2 protein-coding genes are annotated in these 2,818 nt (G+C 75.5%); both read right to left on the bottom strand.

Annotation, left to right across the window (positions count from 1 at the left end; genetic code table 11):
• A partial coding sequence (locus ACWD3D_RS35640) for a hypothetical protein (protein ID WP_451464820.1) occupies positions 1-1,104 on the bottom strand: 1,104 nt, incomplete at its 3' end.
• Positions 1,101-2,549 (bottom strand): HD-GYP domain-containing protein, encoded by a 1,449-nt coding sequence (locus ACWD3D_RS35635; protein ID WP_451464819.1) that lies wholly within the window; start codon positions 2,547-2,549, stop codon positions 1,101-1,103. The genes ACWD3D_RS35640 and ACWD3D_RS35635, both read right to left, overlap by 4 nt.
• Between the last annotated feature and the right edge of the window lie 269 nt (positions 2,550-2,818).

Raw genomic sequence — 2,818 nt, 5'->3', positions numbered from 1 at the left:
GTCGGTGTGCGCGGCGCCGGCCGCCCTGTCGTCCTTCATTCCCCGCTCGTCTCCTTCGTCTCTCCGCGCGCAAGTCGTCCTCGTCCCGGTCCGGTCGGCGGCGGGCAGCCGGGCGGTGGCCCCGTCCACCAGCGGATCGACCAGGGAGAGCTGGCCGATGTCGTGCATCAGCGCCGCGTACTCCAGCACGGTCAGCTCACGGCCCGCCAGCCCCAGCTCGCGGCCGACCGCCGTGGAGAGCTCGGCGACCCGGCGGGCGTGGCCGTGCGGGGTGTACCCGGCGATCTCGGTCGCGCGGGCCAGCGAGGCGATGGTCTGCCGGTAGGTCTCGCGGACCGCCGCGTACCGCCGGAAGGAGACCTGGGTGAGGAGGAGCGGGACGCACAGCACGGGCAGCGCCCACAGCCCGGCGACGGCCACTCCGAGCGCCATCACCGCGCCGGTCGCACAGACCGCCGACCCGATGCCGGGCAGCCCGCGCAACTCGTCGCGCAGGTGCGAGCCGTACGGATAGCGGGTCCGCGCCGCCAGCACCCACGCGGCGAGCACCGCGTCGCACAGCGCCGTCAGCCCCAGCAGCCCGACCAGGAAGGCGGCGTACGCCGGCCCCTCTCCCAAAGCCCCGGTGGACTGCTCGGCGATCCGCAGAGGCTGGAAACAGACCGCGGCGAAGGCCACGGTCAGCACCCTCCGGGCCGCCCGGTCGGGGTCGGGTCCGCCGCGCACCGGGGTGTGTCCCGGGAGCCGCTTCGCGACACATCCCGGACGGGGCACCGAGGCGAGCAGCTGGGCCGCGGTGACGACGGTGATCACCTGGAGCACCCCCTGACCGGTCGGCTCCCCGGCGCTCCGCCCGAGCAGGGCGTACGCGAGGGCCCCGGCGGCGCCGAGCGGCGCGGGTTCCCGTTCGCCGGGCAGAGCGCCCCGGCGGGCGAGTTCGCCGACGGCCACGAGCGCGCCGAAGGCGAGGGCGTGGCCCGGTTCGGCGAACCCGGACCAGAGGGTGTGGACCACGGCGACCAGCGTCAGCACGAGGGCGGCCACGTGCAGCGCGCGGACGGCGGACGGCGGTCCGCCGTCGGGACGGCCCCTCGGGAAGGTCACCGCTCGCTCCGTCCGTCGCCGTCCGCGGTCCGTGCCGCGCCCGCCGCTCCCCCGGCGACGGGTGCCTGCCCGCGCGGGGGCGGCAGGGTGGCCTCGTCCGAGGTCACGGCGGCCGTCGCCGCCGACCAGTCGTACCGGTCCAGGGCCCGGACCAGCGCGCGCACCATCCGGGGGTCGAAATGGCTGCCGGCACAACGACGCAGTTCCTCCACGGCGGCGGCCACCGGGCGCCCGCGCCGGTAGGAGCGGTTGGAGGTCATCGCGTCGAAGGCGTCGGCGACGGCGACCACCCGGGCGGACTCGGGGATGCGGGCGCCCCTGAGTCCGTGCGGATAGCCGCTGCCGTCCAGCCGCTCGTGGTGGTGGAGGATCGCCGCCCTGGCCTCGTCGAGGAAGCCGATGCCCCGCACGATCTCGTGGCCGTACTCGGGATGGAGTTCGATGACCCGTCGCTCCTCCGGAGTGAGCGGCCCGTCCTTGCGCAGGACCCGGGTCGGCACGCCGAGTTTGCCGACGTCGTGCAGGATGCCGGCGAACCGGAGGGCCTCCACCCGCTCGGGCGCCATACCGATCTCACGGGCGATGAGCACGGAGGCACGGCCGACGCGCTCGCTGTGGCCGCGCGTGTAGGTGTCCTTGATGTCGACGGCCTGGACGAGGGCGCGGATGGTGGCCCGGTGCGCGGCCTGCTCCCGGTGGTACTGGGCGAAGACCCAGCAGGAGATGTACATCGGAAGCAGCACGAAGAGCGAGGAGAGCGGTCCGTAGGGGCCTCGCCACAGGACCGCCATCATCAGCCCGGCGAGCGCGTGCACGAGATGCGGCCCGACCGAGGGGGCGAACAGCCCGTGCCAGGCGTTCCGTACGGGCACGTGCTCGGCGGGCACCCGGATGGCGCCGTCGAGCAGCGCCAGCACGAGGCTGAAGACGAGGACGGCGGCGCAGGCCGGGAGCAGCGCGTACGGGAAGTCGGGCGCGGCGCCCCGCTGCCCGCCCGGACCGTGCGGGCCGCCGAGCGTGGCCGGGCCGGCGAGCGCCCCGTAGACCGAGGAGGCGGCCCAGACGGTGACCACGAGCTGGGCGGCGCGCCAGACGCGGCGGGCGGCGGACGGCCGGTGCTCGACCCGGCCCGCGAGCGCGCCGGGTACGGCGACGAGCGCGGCGGCCGAGGGCGGCAACAGGAAAGCGGCGGCGAGCAGGAACGGGAAGAACGATCCGGCGCGGACCGGCACCCGCTCACCGAAGAAGGGGCAACGGCCGGGGAGTTCTCCCGCCAGGTAGAGCGCGGCCAGCAGGCCGAGGGTGTGCCAGGACACCGGGGCCCCACCGCTCGCGCCCACCGGCCCCGGCCAGGGAACCTCGCCGAGTACGGGGACGAGACAACAGACGGCGCAGACCGCCACGACCGCGATGAACGCCCGCGCCGCGACCGGTGTTCTCGTCATGCCTGCACCCGCCCCCGCGTGGTCGATGGAGGCGTCACGCTAGCGAGTAGTCGGAGCTCAGGTGCCGCAACGATCCCTATTAGCGCGTTCGGGTGATGCGACGGGGGGCCGGATGCTACGGGCCGGGTTCGTGCGGGCCCCGGAACGCCCGGGAGGCGCACCGCGTCCCGCGCGGCGCGCGCCCGGTAGGCGGCCTGCGCGACCGGGGACATGTTGTCGTACGGGGTGAGCGTGGTCATGCCCGCAGGGTAGTGCGCGGTCCCCGGACG

The sequence above is a fragment of the Streptomyces sp. NPDC002690 genome (genome assembly GCF_053592415.1).
This window is presented reverse-complemented; position numbering and strand designations above follow the sequence as displayed.

Bases quoted from the DNA above. Each gene is read 5' to 3' on its own strand.
- ACWD3D_RS35635 (WP_451464819.1), bottom strand. From the start codon at position 2,549: ATGACGAGAACACCGGTCGCGGCGCGGGCGTTCATCGCGGTCGTGGCG.